Origin of the sequence: Acinetobacter sp. Marseille-Q1618 (assembly GCF_902809855.1) — a bacterium.
In the GTDB taxonomy this organism is placed as follows: Bacteria; Pseudomonadota; Gammaproteobacteria; order Pseudomonadales; family Moraxellaceae; genus Acinetobacter.
Genome location: NZ_CADDWJ010000003.1, coordinates 220634 through 242230, shown reverse-complemented (window position 1 = coordinate 242230; position 21597 = coordinate 220634). Strand labels below are relative to the sequence as shown.

Here is a 21597-nt window from a genome sequence, read left to right as displayed (position 1 = left end):
CTTATGTCTAAAAATGATTTTTGGCGAATCAGTTTTATTTAGATAAATAGGTTATTCGGCAACTTGGTCTTCGCAAAACTTCAAAAAAGAACGTAAGCCAGGTCCTTGATATTTTTGACGATGCACCAGCATATAAAGTGGACGCGTCAGTGACCAAAAAGGAGTATTTAAAATTACCAATTGTTGCTTTTCTAACAAAGGTTCAATGGCTAATTTTGAAATACAAGACATCCCTAAACCGCCCGCAACAATTTTTAAAATCGCTTCGTTGTGACCCAGTGTTAGACGAATATTTGCATCAGGCAAATCTTTTAAAATGGCATGATCAAAAACTTCACGTGTACCAGAGCCTTCTTCACGTAAAATCCATTCCACAGCATAAAAATCTGCAGGTGTGAGTGGGCGATTTAACTGTGCTAAAGGGTGATTAGCAGAACAGCAGACAGCAAGCTCATCATCACGCCAAGGAATACATTGTAACTGGGGTAAATGACAAGACCCTTCAATCATAGCTAAATCAAGTTGAAATTGATTCACTGCTTCAATCATTTGACGGGTATTGCCGACTTGTAATTGTAAATGAGCCTGAGGACGAATTTGCAAAAAATCGGCCATTAAATCAGGCATGAGATAATCACTGATGGTTAAAGTCGCACCAATGCGTAAATCAATACTTTGTAATTCACCTTTTGCTGCTTGTTCAAAAGCTTCGCAGCGACCTAAGATTTCTAAAGCTTGGGGCAATAAAAAACGTCCCAAGTCATTAAGTTGAAGTCTTTTCCCCAAACGGTCAAATAATGGCGCACCAAGTCCATCTTCTAAATCTGCCAAAGCCATACTTGCAGCACTTTGTGTTAGTCGAACCGCATCACTGGCTTTGGTTACGGTACCTTCTTGAGCGACTGCTACAAAAACAGCCAATTGGCGTAAAGTCATGCGCATGTGAATAGCCTTAACTTGAGACGTTTTTCATAAGCATTTTAAATCTGTTGGAAATTTCACCGATAAGTGAAAAAACTAGATTTATGAAAGAAGTCTATTTAAATAAATATTAATAAATTATACTGACATGCTACCATGAGCACAGTCATTCATGCCACGTTGAAATTATGTCAATTGAAAAATTTAGCGTAGAAAAAGTTTTATCTGTTCATCGTTGGACCAATAACTTATTTAGTTTTACGATGACCCGCCCAGCACATTTTAAATTTACGGCAGGGCAGTTTGCCCGTATCGGACTTAAAGTTGCAGATGATCTGGTGGTGAGAGCATATTCTGTGGTTTCCTCTCCTTTCGATGAAACTTTAGAGTTCTTTTCGATCGTGGTACCCGAAGGTGCATTCACTTCAAATTTACAGCATTTGCAAGTAGGTGATGCGCTGTATTTAGAAAAAGTTCCTTATGGCTTTTTAACGTTGGCTCGCTATCAATTACCTTTGCCAAATGATTTATGGTTATTGGCAACAGGTACAGGTTTAGCGCCATTCATTTCTATGCTTCAAGACTTTGAAACTTGGCAAAAATACCGAAATATTACTTTAGTGTATAGTGTGCGTACTGCTACTGAGCTGGCCTATGTGGAACGCATCCAAGAAATTGCAGCAACTTTTGGTGAAGGGCATACAGGCTTTAAATTTGTGCCAATTATCACACGTGAACCAGAAGCAGTTTTGCATGATCGTTTACCGATTTTGATTGAAAATGGTGAATTAGAAAAATTTGTGGGTTTAACATTCAACCCTGAAACGACACATGTCATGTTATGTGGTAATCCACAAATGGTGGATGATACGAAGGATGCCTTAAAAGCACGAGGCTTAACCATGAACAGACGTGGCGAAGGAAATATTGCGGTAGAAAACTATTGGTAATGTATTGTAATTCAATAAAATAAAGATCATTTTATTTTTGAAAATTATACTGATTTAAACCTAAGGCAATATGCTTTATTCGGTTAGCAGCCTTAATAGCTAATCGTTGTTCGGATTTAAATATAATACCATTCTTGAAAATTAACATAATATAAATGGTTTATTTTTGACGGAGTCTTACATCTAAAATTTATCTTTAGGGACTAGCCACTGCGTCTTGCGCTTCGTCAAAGTATACTTTGACTTGCTCAGGCTCGACCTACTTTTGTTTCGGCAAAATGAGCAGTGAAACTGCGCAAGAAAACCACCTTGCGGAGCGTTGCTCCTCACCACAGAACTCGACAAATACCATAAATTGATTGATGTATTGCAAAAACATTATCAATCATTAGTAATCCTGCCTCAAACAACTGTGGATGACGTTTCCGCGTCTCAATTTATGATTGGAAGCAGAAAAAATTATTCCAAAAATATATTATAAAACTTTTATTGTTTGGTATAAGAGCATTTATACATGATATATAAATGCTCTTTTTTATGCTTAATGTACAAACATATCCATAAACTCGCGTAATTCATGGATGGCAGATTCGGTGTCTGTACTGAGCCATGTAGGTTCAAAAAAGCCCGAATAAAACTCTAAGCGCTCTTGTGGAACAACGATACGAATCGGACATTCTTCTTCGACCAAACGCCAAGGAATAATTGGAACTTCACTGTCCAAATAAGGTGCGACATTGCGGATATCAATAATCATGGCATTGATACAGTCGGGAAATGGCATGACGGATAATTCTTCAGTACGACGACGGAAATATTCTAAATCTCCCCACTTTAGAACATAGCTTTGCTTTGTAAACTCAATAATCCCAATTAAATGTTCATCACGTGTAGTATGCAAAAAGCATTGATGAGTGACATCTGTGTCTATATCTAAGGAGACACTTTGCCGTTGATAAGCCATATGATCCATAGCCAAATAAGAGGGGCATTAGTATAGCTTAAATTATGCCCTCACACTTAAAATTCAGCTGAATACGCGTTTTTTCTCAGTCGTGTTAATAAAAATAAACTCAGCCACAGGCTACAGATTTGATTTACTAACAAATAAAAATTTTTACACAATACAACAGTAGAGCTTGTTAGTATAAAAAAACACCATTTACGTGAATAAGGGGGAAAACATGGTACATGATTTTAATAAACCGCCCCATGTTGAGGGAGCTGAGGAAAAACAACAAAAAAGACGTTTACCTGTCTATATTTTAATTGTTGTTGGAGTTTTTTTGGCAGCTCTAATTTTTTACATGTTTGTAGATATTAATCCTTCACCTGGAGAAACGTCTGCTGATCAGTCTATACCTGCTGCAAGTGAACATGATTCAGATCGCCAGCAAGATACGATTGGTACAGCGATAGATGAAACTACAGACACCGCAAAAGACAAGCGTGATCCTTAAGGGACACGCTTTTTTATTGCTTATAAAATTATCAAACATGCTTTTATAAAATTAAACATGTGAAATTTTTGATTATTTTCATCTTTGGTGCTTAAAAATTAATAAGTTACTTAAGTCATTTGTAATTAATCATGATTTATAACTGATCAGGATAATAGAGGAAATAACAATGAATGATTATTTAGGTGCGCGAGGAGGGCGGTTTGACGCCATGTATTATTGGGAACAGTTTCAGCCCATTATTGCAGCAATTGCAATTCTATTGGTGGGATGGATTATTGCGCTCATTATTGCAGCAGGTATTAAAAAAATACTCACAAAATTAGGAACCAACCAAAAACTTTCTAATGCCACAGGTCATCGTTCAAATATTGAAAATATTGTTTCAAGGGTGATCTTTTGGGTGGTCATGGTGATCGCTGTAATCGGAGCGCTGAATGTACTGAATTTAAGCAGTATCAGTAGTCCATTCAGCAATATGATTCAGCAATTCTTATTGTTTATTCCTCAACTTATTGCTGCTGTTGCTGTGGGTTTTGTGGGATGGATTATTGCCAACTTGGTCAAAGTCGGGCTTAAAAATTTATTAGACCGTACCCAACTGGATGAAAAACTCAGTGCGGAAGTAGGTGTAAATCCGATTAGTCATAATATTGCAGATATTGTGTATTGGTTGATTTTATTGTTATTCCTGCCAATTGTATTGTCTATTTTAGGACTACAAGGCTTGCTAATTCCTGTACAAAATATGGTAAATGAAGCTGTTTCATACTTACCAAATATTTTCATTGCAGGTGTGATCGTTTTTGTCGGTTATATTTTGGCAAAAATTGTACGTGGTATTGTGGAAGGGTTGAGCAATAGCCTAAATCTACAAGCACAAGCTGAAAAAATCGGTTTATTTAAAAATAGTAACTTAGCAAAACTTCTGGGTTCTTTTGTCTTTGCGATTGTGATGATTACGTCATTGATCGTGGCATTTGAAGCGCTAGGTATTCAAGCGATTTCACAACCTGCAACAGCAATGTTGGCTGAAATTATGTATGCAATTCCGCATATCATTGCAGCAGGCTTGATTTTAATCGTGGCATATGTGGTATCCCGTTTTGTTGGACGCTTGGTCGCTGAAGTGGTTGCGGGGACAGGTGTAGATGAGGTTCCTGCAAAACTTGATGTTCAACGCTTCTTAGGCAACACTAAAATCTCAAGTGTAGTGGGTTATCTGATTGTATTCTTTACCATGTTGTTTGCTGTGTCTGAGGCAGCAAATCGTTTAGGCTTCGAGCAAATCAGTGGATTAATTTCGATGTTTATCCAGTTTGGTGCAGACATCTTACTTGGTGCTGTGATACTGGTGATAGGCTTCTGGCTTGCAAACCTTGTAGCAAATGTGGTGCAACGGGGTGAATATAACAGTTCACGTTGGTTGGGTAACTTAGTTCGTATTTTGATCATGGGACTTGTGATCGCTATGGGACTACGTGCAATGGGTATTGCAGACTCTATTGTCAATCTTGCATTTGGTCTAACTCTAGGTGCAGTTGCCGTTGCTTTCGCTTTGGCATTTGGTCTTGGTGGACGCCAACCTGCAGAGCGTGTACTGACTGATTTGATTGACAAGGCTAAAAAAGAAGGCAATAAACCAAATCCTTTAGCACAACAAAGTACAGTAACGACAACGCCGCCTGTGCCACAGGATCAAGTCACTACTGATACGCCAACAATTGAATCTGAATATCAAACAAATTTAGATCAATCAAGTACTTCATCGACTCCAAATTCTGATTATCCGTTAAAAGATGACCTGAATTAACCTGTAATTTATAATCAAGATCGATCAGGATGCACTGGTCGGTCTTTTTTATTTGTAAAATGAAAAATATGAATTAGGAGAAACAACATGTCGAAAAAGCAGCCAAATAAATTTATTGCTCCTATTGTGATTGCGGGGATTACTGTTGGCTTCTTAGCCAGTGCGTATAAGTTTATTTTTGCTAAGCCTAAAAAGGAAGATACTGAAGAAGTTGCCAAGCAAGAGCAGGACAATACGCAAACAGAAACCAAAGAGTGAGCTTGATCACAACTTTGGATGATTTAAGTTGTAAATATTATTGTATAAAATATAGACATTAAAAAAATTATCAGATAAATTTAAGTGATTCATATTTATGAAATAAAACTGAATTATCATGATATGAATTTTTAATAAACACAATTTTAAAAAGGAATTAAAAATGAAACTTGTCTATATCATACAATCTATTTATCAACGTGTTGTGGGGAATCGTGCGGAGCAATCTTCTGAATATCAATGGATGGATATTGCTACGCAGCGTATTGAAAATAATCCGAAAATCATGCTATTTAGAACAGATTATTTAGAATAATCAAGTTCTTATAAATGCATAATGGAGCTGTGTAAAGGGAGTATTATACAGCTTCATTTTAATTCATATTTTAAATATTTTGTAGTTAAGTATATGATTGTTAAATACTTTGTATGAATGATCAAACATATTCAGATGCAGCATGTGCAGATGCCCAAGCCCATTGAAAATTAAAACCACCCAAATGTCCTGTAACATCCAAAATTTCACCAATAAAAAATAAACCTTTTTGTTTTTTACTTTCCATGGTTTTTGATGAAACTTCTGTGGTATCCACACCACCCAAAGTAACTTCAGCAGTCCGATAGCCCTCTGTTCCAGAAGGTTTAACTTCAAATTGCTGTAATTTTTTGGCGATATGTTCAAGCTTTTCATCGCTGAGTTGAGCAATCGCAGTGTCGGCATATTCTGCCCAAATTAAGTTTTGTAATTCTAATACCACACTTTTAGGTAATCGTTCTGCCAGCAAGGTACGCAGTAAAACTTTAGGTTGGGTGTGTTTTTTAGCTTTAAAGAATGCGAATAAATCTTCAGAAGGTAAAAAGTCAATTTTAAAACTTTGCCCGACATCCCAGTAATTTGAAAGTTGTAACGCGCTTGGACCACTCAGCCCGCGATGGGTAAACAGTAATGCTTCAGTAAAACTATTTAAGTCATTGGAGAGCGTTGCTTCAACTGCATTGCCACTTAAACGAGTGGTTACTTCTTTGAATTGATCAGAAAAAGTGAAAGGAACTAAGCCTGCGCGCGTTGGGAAAATATAATGTCCAAACTGCTTTGCAATTTTATAGCCAATATCAGAACCACCTAAAGTTGGAATGGAAAGTCCGCCACTAGCGATCACTACAGATGTGGCTTGAAAATAGCCGATATTGGTCGCAACTTGGAAAGCTTGTTCATCTATTGCATGAACAGTTTTGACTTCACAACTGGTTTTAATTTCAACTAAACCAGTTTTTTCACATTCATTTTGCAACATGGCTAAAATTTCTTTGGCACCATTTAATGTAAATAATTGTCCATGTTTACGCTCTTCGTATTCGATGCCGTATTCGCAGACCATACCAATAAAATCCCAATTGGTATAGCGGCTAAGTGCTGAAATTACAAAATGAGGATTATGAGAAATAAAATTTTCAGGCTCAACATACAAGTTGGTAAAGTTGCATTTTCCACCGCCTGACATCAGAATTTTTTTACCAATTTTATTGGCTTTTTCAACCACTAAAACTTTACGACCTCGTGCTGCGGCTTTGGCTGCTAGCATTAGGCCAGAAGCACCTGCGCCAATAACCAGAACATCGTAAATTTGAGTAGACATTTCAAAACTCGAAGAGGAAGGAAAGCAGGCAATTATAGACAAAATCAAGTTAAAAGTTCAGCTCCTTAGCCAGCAAAGTTAAATGAATTGTGATTTCAAACTCACTGAGCACTCATTTACAAATGATTTAATTTTGTAAGACAGCTTAAATGAAACTTAAAATATTTTTGTAGTATAAATAAGCTTTATAAATATAAGGTTAAAACATGAATAATTTATCAAAAACTGACACAGACCTTGCTTCACTTAAACAATATAATCAGATTAGTTATATTCTATATCTCGTAGGTTATGTGGTTGGTTTTACATGGCTTATTGCAATTATTATGAATTATATTAAGCGTGATGAGATGCGTGGCACATGGTTGGAAAGTCATGTCAATTATCAAATCAAAACCTTTTGGATCAGTTTGGCAGGATATGTCATTGGCGGATTATTAGCGATTGTACTGATTGGGTTTGTCATTTTATTTGTGGTTTTTGTTTGGAATGTCTATCGTTTAATCAAAGGCTTAATTGCGTTAAATGACAATAAATCCATACAAGTTTAAATTCTTTAAGTGGCATTTTTCAATGGTTTATAAAGCAGCTTTGCCTTGTAAACCGCCACTATGAATCGCTAATATTCGGGTGTTTTCAGAAAAATAGCCTTTTGAAATGAGATCAAAAATACCAAATAGCATTTTTCCTGTGTACACTTGCTCTAAAGGAATCTGATATTTTTTTTCAAAATTTTCAATAAATTCAAATAATTCTGGTGTGGTTTTGGCATAACCACCAAAACAATAATTATCTAATATTTTCCAATTTTTTTTCGATGTTAATTGAGCAACCACATCGTTTAGAAAAGTTCCTTTTAATGCTGAAAATCCTAAAATATGTTGGTGGGCAGTGCTTGCTTCAATTAAGCCTGTAATCGTGCCCCCTGTACCCACAGCACAGCAGATCACATCATAATTTTCTCGATCATATGGGGTTAAAATTTCACTACAGCCTTGAATTGCAAGCTGATTTGTTCCACCTTCAGGAATAATATAACTATTTGGATAGTGTGTTTCGAGTTCCGTTAAATATTCTCTCTGGTCTTTTAAGCAATATTGTTCACGAGAAATAAAATTTAACTGTATGCCAAACTGTTGTGCTGTAGCTAAAGTTGGATTTAGTGGTTTTTTTGCCAGTTCTTCTCCTCGAATAATGCCAATACTTTGAAATCCAAAACGATGCGCAGCATAAGCAGTTGCTGCAATATGATTAGAATATGCGCCACCAAAGGTGATCAGTGTATTTTTGGCATGTTGCTTGGCTGCTAAGAAATTGTATTTTAATTTAAAAAATTTATTGCCTGAAATTTGTGGATGGATTTGATCCAGTCGTTTAATGGTCAGTTGAATAGAGGAGTCTAAGCTTAAAGTTTGGTCAGAAAGTGTATGAGCGATGGTATTAAACACAAAATTTTGACAGAGTTTTATCGTGGAAGAATGAGTTTAAAATGATTTTATAAAATAAACAATCAAACCAAATTTTTGAAAAATATTTTTCTTTTAAACCAATACGCATGTGCTTTTTTGTAAATGGAAATGCAATATTTCTAAAACTTACCTAGAATAAGTGATTGAAGTAAATCTATTAAAAATAATTTGTATATCAGTAACTAGAGTAATGCTGTGACCCATCAAAAAAAAGTAAAAACGATTCTTTTCATGACGATCTGCTTGCTTGCGGCATGTTCGCAACAGTCTGAAGACGCACCGCAACAAAAAATACAAGCAACTTCAAAATTGAAGCAGCAATATTTGGCATGGAAACAACAACAAGACCCGAAACTTTTTAAAGAATATCAGCAATTTTTTGCAAACTTTATGAAACAACCTCCGCCAATGATGGAACTTGTCACTAATCGAAATTTTATGCCTGAAAAGTGTGAATATGCACGTTTTAGTATTCCACCGAAAAAATACTGGAATAATCTCAAACCAAGTTTGATTTTGTTAGAAAAACTACATCAGAGTGAATATTTTAAAAGTTATACTATCACCGCAACTTATCGTAATCCTGAATTAAACCAATGTGTGAAAGGCGCTAAAAAAAGTAAACATCTGCAAAATTTTGCTGTAGATTTTCATGTGTTGAACCCTAAAGAAACAAACGCAGAGACAAGCCAAAAACTAGAACAAGATTTATGTGAATTTTGGCGTAAAGAAGGTAAGCGTTATAAAATGGGATTTGGGGTATATGGCAACAACCGTTTTCATATAGATACGCAAGGCTATCGAACTTGGGGTAAAAATTATTCCTCAGCGACATCACCATGTCTAAAGCATTGATCATATTAGAGAAGTATGTGGGAAAAATATGTCTAAAACACGATTTAAAACGTTTATTTTCTGCCTAATCAGTCTGAATAGTTCTATGCTTTTTGCCAAGTCACCAGTCGCTTATGAGGTTGATCCCAAAGCAGAAGTGTTAGGACATGCTGCAAAAGTAACAATTCAAAAAGAGTTTTGTGATCAAAATGGCTTTAACTGTGATTATGTTTTATATAATGAAAAAGGGCAGCGTGTAGTCTTAATTGAAGATTGGTCACATCATGTCAAGTTATATCAGTTCTCAGCAAAACACATTGGCTTTTTATATGGCGCTACAGGCTCAGGACATATTTTGACTGTCATCGATGATCAAAATCAACAAAAACAATATGCCGATTTTAAAGCCATGAATACTGCACAAAGCTGCATAGTCACTTATGAACATGGTTTAAAAAATATGCCTGATTCATTGGTTTTTTATAGTGTGCCCGATTTTCGTGTGCGTTTGGTGCTCAATAATAAAGTTCCTCAATTTAAATCCCTGACTGACCCATTAACGGCTTATTTTGAAGACAATGGCGATTTTTCTTTTAATTTTAATACGGGGCTAAAAGGCGAGGACGGGCTACAACAAGTTTTAATCCAAAAACCATGTTTGCCAGACTATCGTATTGTAATGAACTAAAATATAGCGTTAAAACAACATCTAAAATCAACTTTTTCATTGTTTTTTAGCTACTCAATTTTTTATTTTAAACAGCTAGAAAATGCAAATAAATAGATTCTTTTGGCGTGCGATCAGTTAAAATATCTGAAAATTTGGTTTAGGTAGATTTCGTGGAATCTTTAATTGTTTTAGGTTCGATTGCTTTAGCGTTGATGTTAGGTGCAATGAGTCCTGGACCTGCATTTATCTATGTAGCAAAAAATTCAATTGCGATTTCACGTAAACATGGTTTATTTACCGCTTTAGGTACAGGAACTGGTGCTGCATTTTTTGGTTTTTTAGCGGTGATTGGTTTACAAGCTGTTTTATTGGCGGTGCCTTCTGCTTATCTGGCTTTAAAAATTTGTGGTGGTTTATATCTGCTTTATTTGGCTTATAAAATTATTAAGCATGCCAAAGAGCCAATCGAGCAAGCAAGTGCAACCAATCGTGTGATGAGTTTTGCGCAAGCGTATCGTTTGGGGGTAATTACACAGTTGAGTAACCCTAAAATAGCCATTATTTTAGCCAGTGTTTTTACTGCACTTTTGCCTAAAGAATTCCCAACCTATTATTATTTTGTTTTGCCAATTTTATGTTTTTTTATTGATGCAGGTTGGTATTCGTTGGTGGCTGTTGCGTTGTCTGCCGAAAAACCTCGTAAAGTTTATTTGAAGTTTAAAAAAGTCTTTGATCGTATCGCAGGTGGGGTGATGACTTTGCTTGGCTTAAAGTTAATTTTTGGGATGAAGTAGTTTCAAAAAGCGACCATAGTGGTCGCTTTTTTATGGTTCAAGTATTTAAATCAATCCTTAAAATGCACAGGAATCCATTGATAACTCTTTTCATCTGCTGAATACACATGTCCAATGCCTGGAAATGGTAAATGTGGTGCAGCAATGGTTTGTCCATTTTTCGCATAATCAGCAAACTGTTTTAAACGTGTTTGCACAGCCTTTTTGGGATCAATATCGTACTCAATTGCAGTTTCAGGATGGTCAAACTGTACGGTATGTGAATGCACAATATCGCCAATAAAAATGACATCTTGATCGGTGGTTTTTAACTGATAACTAAAATGTCCAGGCGTATGACCTTTGGTCGAAATGACAGTGAAGTCTTTAATTTTGTTACCTAACTTGAAGGTTTTAAACTGCTTTTTCGCTTGGTATGGCGCAAGTGACGCTTTAATTTTTTCCACTGTACCTTTGTAATTTGCTTGTTTTTCTTTTGGAATTTGATTCAGTTGTTTTGGATTTAACCAATAATTCGCTTCATCTTCAGAGACATAAATTGAGGCATTCGGATAATTCGCCACGCCGTCTTTACTGACACCACAAGAATGGTCGGGGTGTAAATGAGTGAGTAAGATCGTATCGACTTGTTCAGGTTGATAACCTGCGGCTTTGAGATTTTTCAGTACAGAACCCAGATGTGCGCCAAAACAATCAGCCGTTCCACTATCTACTAAAACAAGGGAATTTCCTGTATTGACCAAAAAGGCATTAATCGAAGTTTGCACGCCTTTGGCTTGGTCAGCATGGTATTTCTTTAAAATATCATGGACTTGGTCTTGGGAAATGTCTTTGAATAAGGTCGGTGACATGAAATTTGTGCCATCAAGCAGGGCAGTGATTTGTGTATTGTCGACTTGGTGTTGATAGTAGCCTGCGACTTGTGGTTGTTGTTCAATAATTGGCAGAGTTTTCGTCGTTTCTGCATATGTGATAAATGGGGTAGAACAAAATAATACTGTAGACAGTGTGATTAATTTTTTCATTGTTAAAGTCAGATTTGTTGTGTTGCTTAATTTTTAGCATGGATGGAGTAAATTTTGGTTTTTTTGTTGAGGAAAAATAGTTTAATCACTTCAATTGATTTTTTATCATTGTTTTAAGGTTAAATTACAGAAAAACTCATTCAGTAGTTTTTAATGATTGGGATATTGATTTCATTGCTTTTCTCCATTCTATCCAAGTACAAACTATACAAACTGGAAGGATCAGAACAAATTCTACATATAAAAATAACTTAAAATCTGCACCTGTTGCTAAACAAATCACTAAGATTAATGGCGACCACATCAAACCTAAAAAGAAGCCGTATAGAGTCGCACGACTTACACTTGCTGAATTAATTTTAACTGCATAAAAATGTTCAAATAATAGCTTACTAATGATTGAAGGGAGTAATCCTATTAAATATCCAAAAGGCAATATACATACAAATGCAAAAAGCATTGGGAAAATAATATGAGGTGTGATTAATCCTTGTATAAAACGAGATGGATTATCAGCAAACATAAATGAGTGAAATGTGATAATAACAATTAATGTTCCAATGAATGGACCAATTGCACTGAATGCTGATTTTTGATTGATAAATTTTTTTAAGATTTTCATATCATTTTTATAAATTGATTTTTAAGCGTTATACCATAAAAAAGCCCCTACATCAGTAGAGGCTTTCATTTAAAAAAACTTAGGCTTAAGACACTTTATCACCCGCTTTAGCGCCACTTTTAGGTGAAATCACCCAAACACCTTCGCCATTGCCCGCAGCGAGTACCATGCCGTTTGAGATTCCAAAACGCATCTTACGAGGTGCAAGGTTTGCCACCATCACTACCAATTTGCCTTTTAAGTCTTCAGGTTGGTAAAACTCACGGATACCACTAAATACATTACGAGGTTCAGCTTCACCGAGATTTAAAGTCAATTGAAGCAATTTGTCAGAGCCTTCAACTATTGCAGCATCTAAAACTTCAGCCACACGAAGATCAACTTTCATAAAGTCATCAATCGTAATAGTGCTTGTGTTAAGAGCAGCTTCACCGATTTTAGGTTCAGCTTTCTTTTCTTTGACTTTTTCTTTCTTCTTCTCTGCTTTTGGTACTTCGGTAGCAGCAGCTAAAGAATCTTTAGAAGCATCCACCATTGCAGCAACTGCTTTTGGATCGACACGTTGCATCAACGGTTGGAACTGAGCAATTTCATGATCAACTAAAACAGTTTTTGCAGATGCAAAGTCGAAAGATTCAAGTTTTAAGAAGTCTTGAACTTGTGCCGCAAGTGTAGGAAGCACAGGCGCAAGATATACAGCCAACTGACGGAACAAATTAATGCCAACAGAACAAACATCATGAACTTGCTGTTCTTCGCCTTCAACTTTGGCTAAAGCCCATGGTTTTTTCTCATCGATATATTGGTTGGCTTTATCAGCAAGTGCCATGATTTCACGGATAGCCGTTGAGAACTCACGAGCTTCATAAGCTTTGGCAATCGAATCGCCTGCATCAATAAAGCTTTGCACTAACTCAGGTTCAGCACAAGTCGCAGAGAGTTTATTGTCAAATTTGGTGTTAATGAATTTTGCACAACGACTGGCAATATTCACTACTTTACCGACCAAGTCTGAATTCACTTTCTGCACAAAATCATCAAGATTCAAATCAGAATCTTCAACTTTATCAGACAACTTAGAAGCAAAGTAATAACGTAAATATTCAGGATTTAAATGCTGTAAATACGTTTCAGCTTTAATAAACGTACCACGAGATTTAGACATCTTTTGACCATTCACAGTCAAGAAACCATTGACGAACAAGCCTGTAGGGGTACGGTAGTTTGCACCTTCAAGCATTGCAGGCCAGAACAGCGCATGGAAATACACGATGTCTTTACCAATGAAGTGATAGACTTCATTTTTAGAGTCTTTTTTCCAATAATCATCAAAACTTAGATCAGGACGTTTGGTTTTGACGTAGTTTTCAAAACTTGACATATAACCAATTGGCGCATCGACCCAAACATAGAAATATTTATTTGGCGCATCTGGAATTTCAAAACCGAAATAAGGTGCATCACGAGAAATGTCCCAGTCATTCAAGCCATTTTCAAACCACTCATCCAGCTTATTGGCAATAGAAGTAGGTAAACGACCTTCATCACGTGTCCATTTTTGCAAATATTCTGCAAAGTTCGGCAGTTTAAAGAAGTAATGATCTGATGATTTTTCAACAGGTGTTGCACCGCTCAAAGTAGAACGTGGGTTTAACAGTTCAGTTGCGTTATAAGTTGTTCCACAAACTTCACAGGAGTCGCCATACTGATCTTCCGCTTTACATTTTGGACATGTGCCTTTGATGAAGCGGTCAGACAAAAACATTTGTTTTTCAGGGTCAAATAACTGTGTCACAGGACGAATGGCGATATTGCCTGCTTCACGATTTTTAATATAAATTTCTTCTGAACGTGCTTTGTTTTCGTCACTATTGGTCGAGTCATAGTGATCAAAATGCACAGCAAAACCATCAAAATCACGAATATGTTCTTTTTGAACATTGGCGATTTGTGCTTCAGGTGTAATACCATTCGCTTCCGCACGCAGCATGATCGCTGTGCCATGTGCATCATCCGCGCAGACATAAGTCACGTTATGACCCATTGCACGCATGGCACGAACCCAGATATCTGCTTGGATGTAACCGAGTAAATGACCCATATGAATTGGACCATTTGCGTATGGAAGGGCGTTAGTGACTAAAATATTTCGCACGGATATAACTCTCTTTCTCAAAGTTAATGCAAGGGCATTGATTTTAGCGTAATTGCTATGAAGATGCACAATAGAATAGGTGAATTCTTTGAAAATGTAGATTTTTATACAATTTCACATTTTGAATGGTTCATTCAGCTAGAATGTTATTGTCTATTTCCAAACCTGTAATTGCTGAGAGTGATCTAAACATGATTCATAACAATACCTTTGATAATGGTGCTCAAGATGACAGTTTTGATGATGAATTTGATCGTGAAGTCACCCGTATTCGGCAAAACAAAGGCTGTCAGCAACAACTTGGAAAAAATATTTTAAAAGAAGCACAATACTATCTTGAAGATATTACGGAAGATGAACATCGTTATTTGCAAAAAACCTTACATCAATTGGCAGAACAAGAGCCTTATTTTGTTGTACTCGCTGATGAATTAAACCAAGAATTAGATGCCAAAGTCGCTAATGATGCTTTGCATTTACTATATGTTTGGCAAGAGATTCATGAAGTTGAAGATTTAAAAAGTTTTAATCTGTTAAATGTAGTGAATGGTCAGCGTTTTCAAACTGCATTTTTTCAGGCTTTTGATGCATTAAAAATCGGTGAAAATAAGACCTTACGTAAAAAGGTAATTGAAGAAGCGTTTAAACTGTATGAAATGGGTTTTTATGCAGGTTGTGCGCCGATTTTGTATGCTCAGCTGGAAGGTTTGCTCACTGATATTTTGATTCAACATGGCTATTTAAAGCAACAAGACACAAAATTTGTTGATGTTTATAAAATCGTGCCAGGATTAAAAGGTCATGAAATTAAAAGTTTGTGGCATAAAGCCAAAATTGCGCATGAACTGAATCCGTATTTTTTAGAATTAGCTGCTTATAAAATGGACAATAGTTCGACTGTGACAGCGACTCGTCATAATATGTTACATGGCACTGATTTAAATCATTTTAATCAAGGACGTTGTTTTGTGCTGTGGATTTGGTTGTTTAGTGCGGTGAGTTTTATGGGAATGTTAAGATCATCAAAGTGATATTTCACTTAAAACTCACATAAACAACAAAAGAATTTCAAAGGCATTTTTTAGGATATCAATTATTTAGAGTTAGATGATTGATATGTTTATAAATTGGGAATGGCTAAGATATTTGAGTATTTTTACTCTATATATCCTAAAAGGTGTTGTGTGTGTATGTGCTTTTGTACTGCCGTGTATTTTCATTTTATATACTACTTTTAGTTATGAGAAAATAAAGGATCTAAAAGAGAGTTTTGTTTCTGTCCAAAAGAGTAGTGCGACCATATTTCCTTTTTTAGCAGTGAATCAAAAGCCAATTCTACAGTTTAGAAAACGCCCACATTCAGGTGCATATGAATATGTGCTCAGCTACGAGTTGACTGATGCACAAATGATTCAAGCAGAACAATATTTAAATAAAATTCCAACCTCAGCGGATATAGATGAGAGCCAAGTACAATGTATTGAGCCGACTAGAAGTACAAGATGGTTATTTCCTCGTATTTCAAGGCATTATGTAGGTCGGATGTATTCTGACGATAATTCATTTTTGATTTATGGTTCTGATAAGCATCTACACAAAATCGAACAAGTCTGCTCCAATAGGAAATTTCGGGTTGCAATTATAGAGCGTCAAAATGATCAACGTGACCAAACTGAACTTGCATTGAGTCAATCACATCAAATTTTCATGGTGAATTTTAAGCACTATAATTCGGATTAAACTTCACTCAAATTTCACAAATCTCTCATATAAATCACAAATGAATTATTCAAAATACAACCAAGATCGAAGAAGGAGAATATGAGTGCGATCTTGGACATTATTTTTTTCGGCAATCTTTGCCAGTGTGACTGCTGTTTCAAGTCTTGTAATTCCTTTTTGTCTATTTTTAAGTTTTTATCAGGGTGATTTATTTGTTGCTGCATCTGAACGAACTGCTTATCGTGGGATTGAAGTTATGCTTTATCTCACGCCATTTTTGATATTAATAGCATTTATAAGTTATTGGTTTATTTTTAGATTTTTAAACGCACCTAAAAAATTATTTGAAATACAGCGTTTTTTTAAAGTCATACGTTTATTTGCCCTATTTTGGTTTTTCTTAATTTTTCTCTTTCAATTCCTCGATGGACGAATGGGAGAAATCGCAGAAAGTGTATTGTTTGGCATCATTAGCCTAAGTATATTCTCGATTCCCTTATTGATTGGAATATGGAGTGGCAATTATATGTATTTAAATACGCAAAAAATGATCAAAATAAGCCTTAAAAGTAAACTTAATAAACAGCCCTATCATCCACTCTGATCAGTCTGTTAACGATTTTTATTGTCGATATTCAGCTTCAATCATTGTCTTGATCTTTATAGCTTTTTCGAAATGATCGAGTTGATGCGTTTGAATCCACCATGTTGCAACTTGCATGAGTGTTGCTGGATCATCATTTTGATTGGCGAAAAATGCATAAAAAGATAATCCAACATTTTCACTTTTTTGCTGATTTTCTCATCACAAATATGTAGTATTTTTTCAATGATTTGGGATGACATAGTCCTAACTTATTAAATCCTATACTTATTACTATACTGAAATAGATCATCTGTATAAATGATTCGTACACTATTTAAAATACGTTTATAAATAATAAAGTTGGCATAAATGTTCGTTCGTAACATTGCGTATGGTATTTATTGCAAATTGCAGTGAAATAATTTATCAATAAAAAATCGGTGTATAACTGAATCATCAAGCTCCGTGAAGCTTAAATTTGATTCACAATAACCTGACAAAGAGGGTGATGACATGACAATAGAAAATAAAGTTGAAGATTTAAAAACAAAAGCATCTGAATTGGGTGATGATCTGAAAATTAAAGCTGGCGAGGCAAAACTTGCAGGCGAAAAAGTTCTTAATGATGTAAAGCATGATGCAAAAGCAGCAGAACTTGAGGCTGAAAAAAAGCTCAATGAATTGAAAAAAGATGCTCAGACAGAAGAGCATACAGATACTTCACATTCAGGGCTAGATGATGCTAAAGCCAAATGGAGTGATGCGCAGCAACAAGCGCAAGAAAAGTTTGATCATTTAAAAACTGAAGCCAGTCATAAACTTGAAGAAGCTAAAATCAAAGCAAACGAACTGAAACAAGAAGCTGCAGTTAAGTTTGATGAACTAAAAGCACAAGCAACGACCAAGTTTGATGAACTTAAAAAAGTAGCGACTGAAAAAATTAATGCCTTTAAAAAAGATGATACTGTAAAAACAGATGAACAAGATAAAGATCAGCAAGTCTAAATAGATGGATTTAAAATGATGTAAATGCGTTTTATGTGACCATAAAGCGCATTTTTTATGAGAAAAACTGTTATTTATAAACTATTTTAAGCATATCAAAGCCTAAAACCAACTAAATGACTAAGATTTATAAGCACATTCAGAAAGCTTGATAGAACTAGACTTAACCTAACTGCAAATAAAAGCTAAACTATATCTTTAAGTGTATTTCCATTTTTGGAGCAAACATATGTCGTGGCTTTCTTCTTTAAAATCGGTTTTTTCTCCTGCACAAGAGGTGAAAGAGCAAGAAATCCAAAACGTGCTTCAAAATTATATTTTGCCAAATTCAAATAACGCTTTAAAAGATCGCATTACCCAAGTCAATGTTGAAGGACGCGTCTTACAAATCACCATCAATACTTTCCCTGAAGAAGCCGATCATTTACAAAAGATTCATGATGATTTAGCGGATGCTTTAGAAAAATGCGGCATCCAAGAACTCAATATGCATGTGATTCAACAAAAAATTCAACATGCTCATTCACACAGCCAAAGTTGTTCAAGCCACGAACATGGTCAAGCAGGACATAGTTGTTCATCTCAACCGAAAACTGAATCTCACACTCAAAGTAAAAGCCAAAAGTTACCTCCTGTGGTAGATGCTTCATCACAGACTAAAATAGAACAAGATCCAAATAATCCACCGATTCAAAAAGCTGCGCCACAGCAACGTGATGTACCCAAGCATCCACGCATTCAAAATGTGATTTTGGTATCTTCTGGTAAAGGCGGTGTAGGTAAGTCAACGACGACTGTGAACTTGGCACTGGCTTTACAAAAAATGGGCTTAAAAGTTGGTGTATTGGATGCTGATATTTATGGTCCAAGTATTCCGACCATGCTTGGAAATGCTGGACGTACACCTATGATTGAAGCGGAAAATTTTGTGCCGCTTGAAGCCTACGGTATGGCAGTACTTTCGATTGGACATTTGATTGGAAAAGAAAATACACCAGTGGCTTGGCGTGGTCCAAAAGCAACAGGTGCTTTGATGCAGTTATTTAACCAAACTTTATGGCCAGACTTAGATGTACTTATGATCGATATGCCACCGGGCACAGGTGATATTCAACTGACTATGGCACAGCGTATTCCTGTAACTGGTGCAGTGATTGTGACGACACCACAAAATGTTGCGTTAATGGATGCTGTCAAAGGCATTGAACTGTTTAATAAAGCACAAATTCCCGTTATTGGTGTAGTTGAAAATATGTCAACGCATATCTGTTCAAACTGTGGTCACCAAGAGCAAATTTTTGGTCAAGGTGGTGGTGATCAACTATCCGCACAATACGATATTCCACTGCTTGGACGTTTACCTTTAAACGTGAATATCCGTGAAAATGTCGATGCAGGTAGACCCTCTGTGATTGCTGGTGATGATGCTGCCGAGAGTTATATCGCGATTGCTGAAAAAATAAAAAAATCTCTGACTAAAGTCGAAAAAGACCCACATCGAATTTTCTGATATTGTCATTTTAAAATCCCTCTTCGGCTTCACGAGGAGGGAAATAAACCAAAACAATAGCGTGGAAAATAAATGAAAAATCTAAACTTACTCAATAATAAAATTTTCATGAGTCTTGCCAATACAGCAAATGGCGATGTGAATGCTGCAACACGTTTTTATTACACTCAAAATGGCAAAGTGATTACTGCAAAATATGAAGGTGGTGTCGTGCAAATCGGTTCGATCATTGGGCAAATGTTGACAGATGATAGTTTTGAGATTTGCTATCAACATTTAACGCTTACAGGCGAGTTACGTACTGGACAATGTAAAACCAAAATAGAATTACTAGAAAATGATGTCATCAAGTTGGTTGAGGATTGGCAATGGTTAAATGGAGATTTATCGACAGGACATTCAGAGCTGATTGAAGTCGTGTTAAATTAAACTAAGATTTTTCTCAATAAAAATAAAAACAAAAATATGATGCTCTGAGTCATTTAAATCAGATGATTCAGAGATTAAATCTGTATATCATGATTTGCAAAAGAAAAAATAAAATTTAAATTTTAAAAATTGGGGAAATCATGTCTATATTAAACAAAATATATCTGTGTCTTATGCTGTGTAGTGGAATGCAACATACATTTGCTTTAAATAATGACAAAGAAATATTAGATTTTTTTGAACATTTTCAAACAGAATATAATCAATTCTCAGAAAATTACGTTCGTTTTTATGCAGATAATATGTCGCTTAAAATGCATGAGATACAAGCGGAAAATCAAGTCGTTTTAAATATAAATCATGATGAATTTTTAAATAACATTCACGAGATTTTAGCGTTAAGAAAAGTTCATTATGCCTTTGAAAAATTTTCAAATATAAAAATTATTCCAATCAATGAGCAAACTTATAAGATTACTGCTGATCGTTATATTTATTCCAAATGTTTTCTTGATACAAAATTTAATATGACAATTCAAAAAGATCAGCAAAAAATATATAAAATAATTGAACAAAATGAATATTATGACAAGGCAGTAGAATGTACACAGACGATTCAAAAAAGTTTTCCATATCAGCTAGATATGACTGCTTTCGCGTTGGCTTTGCATGTGCCTTATCAACTTCAACAAGGGGTGGTTTTAGAGCGAATAAATACTGAAAATAATGCAATAAATTTATTTGTTTTTGTAGATCGCTATTCGTTTAGCGAAATAGAAAAAGCCAATATACATATGCAGATTGAAACCGCAGTTAAAGATAAATTTTGTCATCAAACTTATGCCCGTGATTTTTTTGATGCAGGAATGGTCTTTAATCAGTTGTTATTTTCAAGAAATAATGAGTTATTAAGTCAGGTGAGGATAGATAAACAAAGTTGTCATCTTGAATGACGCTGACGCCATTTTTTTATCACACTCCAACGCCAATATAAACGCATCGCAATAAAAAATAGAAACGCAAAAAATAGAGCTTCAAACATAAGCCCAGTTGCTAAAATTTTCGCCAAACTAAAATCAATATGACTATGCCCAAAATTTTCGATCCAATGCACAATTTGATGGAAAACACCGAGTAACATATCAGTATTGATCATATGCACATGATAAATTTTAGAACCAATCCAAAACGCAAAAAATAAAATCGGTACGATGGTGAAAGGATTCATAATCCATGCCATCAGCAAACCGACAGGCAAATTCGCTTCAAAAATAAGTATCGTTAAAATAATCAATAGACTATGTAATGGAATCGGTAATATTCCCCAAAAAGTTCCTATGAATATTGCCTTAGAAATAGATTTTCGGTTGACATACCAAAGCTGTGGACTTAAGGCGTGATGACCAAAAATCTTCATTATTTTCATGTTGTTGACTTTTTCAGGAGAAGGAAGCCATGCTTGAAAAAATTGCTTTGCCATAATTTTTGGACTAAAAGTTAGAGGGATATTTTGCATGAATACTTAGAAAAACAATAGCAAAATAAATGCGCCAAATGACACAGCCTCTAAAAAATATCATTACTTACTGAAAAATAGCTTAAATTTTAAGATGAAATTTCTATAATTTTGTGCAAAAAATATTTAAAATGAACAGCTTATTTGAAGTATTACAATTAAATGACTTGAAAGTATAATTTTCTTTTTATTTTTTAAGAGATTGATTGTTAATATTATTT

24 protein-coding genes and 1 pseudogene are annotated in these 21597 nt (G+C 35.3%); 16 read left to right on the top strand and 9 right to left on the bottom strand.

The features are described from left to right. Positions 1-51: 51 nt before the first annotated feature. Complete coding sequence (gene gigC / locus HUS24_RS15040; protein WP_173912776.1) at positions 52-942, bottom strand: LysR family transcriptional regulator GigC; 891 nt, start codon at positions 940-942, stop codon at positions 52-54. A 167-nt stretch (positions 943-1109) separates the two neighbouring features. On the opposite strand from gigC, the gene HUS24_RS15035 reads away from it, so the two are divergent. Beyond that, positions 1110-1871 carry a ferredoxin--NADP reductase gene (locus tag HUS24_RS15035; RefSeq protein ID WP_173912775.1) on the top strand — a complete coding sequence of 254 codons (762 nt, stop codon included), beginning with the start codon at positions 1110-1112 and terminating at the stop codon, positions 1869-1871. A gap of 541 nt (positions 1872-2412) precedes the next feature. On the opposite strand, the gene HUS24_RS15030 is transcribed toward HUS24_RS15035, so the two are convergent. Next, positions 2413-2835 carry a hypothetical protein gene (locus tag HUS24_RS15030; protein WP_173912774.1) on the bottom strand — a complete coding sequence of 141 codons (423 nt, stop codon included), beginning with the start codon at positions 2833-2835 and terminating at the stop codon, positions 2413-2415. Between the two features lie 220 nt (positions 2836-3055). Between HUS24_RS15030 and HUS24_RS15025 the strand changes: the two genes are divergently transcribed. The 4 genes from HUS24_RS15025 to HUS24_RS15010 all read left to right on the top strand — a co-directional run bounded on the left by HUS24_RS15025 (position 3056) and on the right by HUS24_RS15010 (position 5718). After that, entirely contained in the window at positions 3056-3331 is a 276-nt protein-coding gene (locus HUS24_RS15025) for a hypothetical protein (protein WP_173912773.1), read from the top strand. Positions 3332-3500: 169 nt separating this feature from the next. Then, a complete protein-coding gene (locus HUS24_RS15020) occupies positions 3501-5144 on the top strand; it encodes a mechanosensitive ion channel (protein ID WP_173912772.1) in 1644 nt (547 codons plus the stop codon). A gap of 87 nt (positions 5145-5231) precedes the next feature. Then, positions 5232-5402: a hypothetical protein gene (locus HUS24_RS15015; RefSeq protein ID WP_173912771.1), complete on the top strand. Its 171-nt coding sequence runs from the start codon at positions 5232-5234 to the stop codon at positions 5400-5402. A gap of 163 nt (positions 5403-5565) precedes the next feature. Next, entirely contained in the window at positions 5566-5718 is a 153-nt protein-coding gene (locus tag HUS24_RS15010) for a hypothetical protein (protein WP_173912770.1), read from the top strand. Between the two features lie 121 nt (positions 5719-5839). Here HUS24_RS15010 and HUS24_RS15005 read toward each other — a convergent pair whose 3' ends face one another. Continuing rightward, positions 5840-7039 (bottom strand): NAD(P)/FAD-dependent oxidoreductase, encoded by a 1200-nt coding sequence (locus tag HUS24_RS15005; protein WP_173912769.1) that lies wholly within the window; start codon positions 7037-7039, stop codon positions 5840-5842. A 206-nt stretch (positions 7040-7245) separates the two neighbouring features. On the opposite strand from HUS24_RS15005, the gene HUS24_RS15000 reads away from it, so the two are divergent. Continuing rightward, entirely contained in the window at positions 7246-7590 is a 345-nt protein-coding gene (locus tag HUS24_RS15000; RefSeq protein WP_065993667.1) for a DUF4870 domain-containing protein, read from the top strand. Positions 7591-7617: 27 nt separating this feature from the next. Here the strand turns inward: HUS24_RS15000 and HUS24_RS14995 are convergent, their stop codons facing one another. Further along, positions 7618-8487, bottom strand: coding sequence for a 1-aminocyclopropane-1-carboxylate deaminase/D-cysteine desulfhydrase (locus tag HUS24_RS14995; protein WP_173912768.1), 870 nt, complete (start codon positions 8485-8487; stop codon positions 7618-7620). 216 nt (positions 8488-8703) lie between these two features. On the opposite strand from HUS24_RS14995, the gene HUS24_RS14990 reads away from it, so the two are divergent. The 3 genes from HUS24_RS14990 to HUS24_RS14980 all read left to right on the top strand — a co-directional run bounded on the left by HUS24_RS14990 (position 8704) and on the right by HUS24_RS14980 (position 10806). Beyond that, positions 8704-9363 carry a D-Ala-D-Ala carboxypeptidase family metallohydrolase gene (locus HUS24_RS14990; RefSeq protein WP_254433875.1) on the top strand — a complete coding sequence of 220 codons (660 nt, stop codon included), beginning with the start codon at positions 8704-8706 and terminating at the stop codon, positions 9361-9363. Between the two features lie 28 nt (positions 9364-9391). Next, complete coding sequence (locus tag HUS24_RS14985; protein ID WP_173912767.1) at positions 9392-10030, top strand: hypothetical protein; 639 nt, start codon at positions 9392-9394, stop codon at positions 10028-10030. A gap of 152 nt (positions 10031-10182) precedes the next feature. Then, on the top strand, positions 10183-10806 hold the full coding sequence (locus tag HUS24_RS14980) for a LysE family translocator (RefSeq protein ID WP_173912766.1): 624 nt from the start codon (positions 10183-10185) through the stop codon (positions 10804-10806). 50 nt (positions 10807-10856) lie between these two features. On the opposite strand, the gene HUS24_RS14975 is transcribed toward HUS24_RS14980, so the two are convergent. The 3 genes from HUS24_RS14975 to metG all read right to left on the bottom strand — a co-directional run bounded on the left by HUS24_RS14975 (position 10857) and on the right by metG (position 14608). Then, a complete protein-coding gene (locus HUS24_RS14975; protein ID WP_173912765.1) occupies positions 10857-11831 on the bottom strand; it encodes an MBL fold metallo-hydrolase in 975 nt (324 codons plus the stop codon). Between the two features lie 136 nt (positions 11832-11967). Beyond that, positions 11968-12453, bottom strand: a complete 486-nt coding sequence (locus HUS24_RS14970) for a hypothetical protein (protein ID WP_173912764.1) — start codon at positions 12451-12453, stop codon at positions 11968-11970. An 85-nt stretch (positions 12454-12538) separates the two neighbouring features. Beyond that, positions 12539-14608, bottom strand: coding sequence for a methionine--tRNA ligase (gene metG / locus HUS24_RS14965; RefSeq protein WP_173912763.1), 2070 nt, complete (start codon positions 14606-14608; stop codon positions 12539-12541). Positions 14609-14799: 191 nt separating this feature from the next. Here metG and HUS24_RS14960 point away from each other — a divergent pair, with 191 nt between their 5' ends. The 3 genes from HUS24_RS14960 (at position 14800) to HUS24_RS14950 (ending at position 16934) form a co-directional block, all read left to right on the top strand. After that, a complete protein-coding gene (locus HUS24_RS14960) occupies positions 14800-15639 on the top strand; it encodes a hypothetical protein (protein ID WP_173912762.1) in 840 nt (279 codons plus the stop codon). Between the two features lie 85 nt (positions 15640-15724). Beyond that, positions 15725-16348: a hypothetical protein gene (locus HUS24_RS14955; protein WP_173912761.1), complete on the top strand. Its 624-nt coding sequence runs from the start codon at positions 15725-15727 to the stop codon at positions 16346-16348. Between the two features lie 85 nt (positions 16349-16433). Continuing rightward, the gene (locus HUS24_RS14950; protein ID WP_173912760.1) at positions 16434-16934 is read left to right on the top strand and encodes a hypothetical protein; all 501 of its coding nucleotides are present in this window, start codon (positions 16434-16436) and stop codon (positions 16932-16934) included. An 18-nt stretch (positions 16935-16952) separates the two neighbouring features. Here the strand turns inward: HUS24_RS14950 and HUS24_RS17075 are convergent. Next, positions 16953-17176 (bottom strand): annotated as a pseudogene (locus HUS24_RS17075) (DUF6500 family protein). Between the two features lie 253 nt (positions 17177-17429). Between HUS24_RS17075 and HUS24_RS14945 the strand changes: the two are divergent. From HUS24_RS14945 to HUS24_RS14930, 4 genes are all read left to right on the top strand, one after another. Continuing rightward, a complete protein-coding gene (locus tag HUS24_RS14945; RefSeq protein WP_173912759.1) occupies positions 17430-17921 on the top strand; it encodes a hypothetical protein in 492 nt (163 codons plus the stop codon). 229 nt (positions 17922-18150) lie between these two features. Continuing rightward, positions 18151-19431 carry an iron-sulfur cluster carrier protein ApbC gene (gene apbC / locus HUS24_RS14940; protein ID WP_173912758.1) on the top strand — a complete coding sequence of 427 codons (1281 nt, stop codon included), beginning with the start codon at positions 18151-18153 and terminating at the stop codon, positions 19429-19431. 72 nt (positions 19432-19503) lie between these two features. Then, positions 19504-19860: a hypothetical protein gene (locus HUS24_RS14935; RefSeq protein ID WP_173912757.1), complete on the top strand. Its 357-nt coding sequence runs from the start codon at positions 19504-19506 to the stop codon at positions 19858-19860. Between the two features lie 140 nt (positions 19861-20000). Next, the gene (locus HUS24_RS14930) at positions 20001-20813 is read left to right on the top strand and encodes a hypothetical protein (RefSeq protein ID WP_173912756.1); all 813 of its coding nucleotides are present in this window, start codon (positions 20001-20003) and stop codon (positions 20811-20813) included. Here the strand turns inward: HUS24_RS14930 and HUS24_RS14925 are convergent. Then, positions 20801-21340, bottom strand: a complete 540-nt coding sequence (locus HUS24_RS14925; protein ID WP_173912847.1) for a DUF2062 domain-containing protein — start codon at positions 21338-21340, stop codon at positions 20801-20803. The two genes, HUS24_RS14930 and HUS24_RS14925, sit on opposite strands and share 13 nt — an antisense overlap. Positions 21341-21597 lie beyond the last annotated feature (257 nt).

What these genes read in the sequence shown, in the direction of transcription:
- gigC (WP_173912776.1), bottom strand. Translation starts at nt 942, where the DNA reads ATGCGCATGACTTTACGCCAATTGGCTGTTTTTGTAGCAGTCGCTCAA.
- HUS24_RS15035 (WP_173912775.1), top strand. Translation starts at nt 1,110, where the DNA reads ATGTCAATTGAAAAATTTAGCGTAGAAAAAGTTTTATCTGTTCATCGT.
- HUS24_RS15030 (WP_173912774.1), bottom strand. Translation starts at nt 2,835, where the DNA reads ATGGCTTATCAACGGCAAAGTGTCTCCTTAGATATAGACACAGATGTC.
- HUS24_RS15025 (WP_173912773.1), top strand. Translation starts at nt 3,056, where the DNA reads ATGGTACATGATTTTAATAAACCGCCCCATGTTGAGGGAGCTGAGGAA.
- HUS24_RS15020 (WP_173912772.1), top strand. Translation starts at nt 3,501, where the DNA reads ATGAATGATTATTTAGGTGCGCGAGGAGGGCGGTTTGACGCCATGTAT.
- HUS24_RS15015 (WP_173912771.1), top strand. Translation starts at nt 5,232, where the DNA reads ATGTCGAAAAAGCAGCCAAATAAATTTATTGCTCCTATTGTGATTGCG.
- HUS24_RS15010 (WP_173912770.1), top strand. Translation starts at nt 5,566, where the DNA reads ATGAAACTTGTCTATATCATACAATCTATTTATCAACGTGTTGTGGGG.
- HUS24_RS15005 (WP_173912769.1), bottom strand. Translation starts at nt 7,039, where the DNA reads ATGTCTACTCAAATTTACGATGTTCTGGTTATTGGCGCAGGTGCTTCT.
- HUS24_RS15000 (WP_065993667.1), top strand. Translation starts at nt 7,246, where the DNA reads ATGAATAATTTATCAAAAACTGACACAGACCTTGCTTCACTTAAACAA.
- HUS24_RS14985 (WP_173912767.1), top strand. Translation starts at nt 9,392, where the DNA reads ATGTCTAAAACACGATTTAAAACGTTTATTTTCTGCCTAATCAGTCTG.
- HUS24_RS14975 (WP_173912765.1), bottom strand. Translation starts at nt 11,831, where the DNA reads ATGAAAAAATTAATCACACTGTCTACAGTATTATTTTGTTCTACCCCA.
- HUS24_RS14970 (WP_173912764.1), bottom strand. Translation starts at nt 12,453, where the DNA reads ATGAAAATCTTAAAAAAATTTATCAATCAAAAATCAGCATTCAGTGCA.
- HUS24_RS14960 (WP_173912762.1), top strand. Translation starts at nt 14,800, where the DNA reads ATGATTCATAACAATACCTTTGATAATGGTGCTCAAGATGACAGTTTT.
- HUS24_RS14955 (WP_173912761.1), top strand. Translation starts at nt 15,725, where the DNA reads ATGTTTATAAATTGGGAATGGCTAAGATATTTGAGTATTTTTACTCTA.
- HUS24_RS14945 (WP_173912759.1), top strand. Translation starts at nt 17,430, where the DNA reads ATGACAATAGAAAATAAAGTTGAAGATTTAAAAACAAAAGCATCTGAA.
- apbC (WP_173912758.1), top strand. Translation starts at nt 18,151, where the DNA reads ATGTCGTGGCTTTCTTCTTTAAAATCGGTTTTTTCTCCTGCACAAGAG.
- HUS24_RS14935 (WP_173912757.1), top strand. Translation starts at nt 19,504, where the DNA reads ATGAAAAATCTAAACTTACTCAATAATAAAATTTTCATGAGTCTTGCC.
- HUS24_RS14930 (WP_173912756.1), top strand. Translation starts at nt 20,001, where the DNA reads ATGTCTATATTAAACAAAATATATCTGTGTCTTATGCTGTGTAGTGGA.
- HUS24_RS14925 (WP_173912847.1), bottom strand. Translation starts at nt 21,340, where the DNA reads ATGGCAAAGCAATTTTTTCAAGCATGGCTTCCTTCTCCTGAAAAAGTC.